Raw genomic sequence first — 767 nt, forward strand, 5'->3', positions numbered from 1 at the left:
AGGTTGGCATCTATAACGATTTCGCGCTCGCCCGTTCCGGTGTTGCCGTGGCCGTTGGTGACGCTGGCTGATACCGTCAGATCGCCGTTACCGATGGCGGTTAAGACCGTGGACGGCACGTTGACCGACCAGCTCAGGTCGTCCTGAACCGTCGCGGTCCAGGTATTGCCACCGACTGAAACAGTGACAGTGTCACCGCTCGCTGCGCCGCTCACTTTTCCGCTGAGGGTCTGCCCGCTAGCCACTTCCGCCGCGTTAATGACATCGTCCGTGGCGACGGGGTTGATGGTGACCTGCGGCAGCGCGCTGTCGACCAGCACGCTGTGGCCGGTGCTCGCGCTGTTCCCCGCGCTGTCGGTCACGCTCGCCGTCACGGCGTAGCTCGCTTCGCCCAGCGCAGAGACGTTTGCCGCCGGAACGGTCACGCTCCAGTTCCCGCTCGCGTCGGCGGTGGCCGTATAGCTGATGCCGTTCAGGGTCACCGTAATGGTCGTGCCATCCGGCTGGTTACTGGTGCCGGACACCAGCAGATCCTGGCCTTTCTCAGTCGCGTTGATCACGTCATCAGCCGCCAGGGTATTGATGGCAATCACCGGCGCGGTCAGGGAGACGTCAAACTCGTGCGTCGCGGTGGTGCTGTTACCGGCTTTGTCGGTGAGGGTCGCAGAGATCGTCTGCTCGTCGTTTGCCAGCGCGCCCACGTCCGCCGCAGGAACGCCCACGCTCCAGTTGCCGGACGCGTCCAGCATAGCGGTGTAGTCTTTGCC

The 767-nt window shown here is 64.1% G+C and carries 1 protein-coding gene; it reads right to left on the minus strand.

Annotated features, from left to right (window positions below; genetic code table 11):
* On the minus strand, window positions 1–767 hold a 767-nt coding region (locus DOU50_RS00165), incomplete at both ends, for an Ig-like domain-containing protein (RefSeq protein WP_148768450.1).

The sequence above is a fragment of the Enterobacter sp. C6 genome (assembly GCF_008122455.1).
Lineage (GTDB): Bacteria > Pseudomonadota > Gammaproteobacteria > Enterobacterales > Enterobacteriaceae > Enterobacter > Enterobacter pseudoroggenkampii.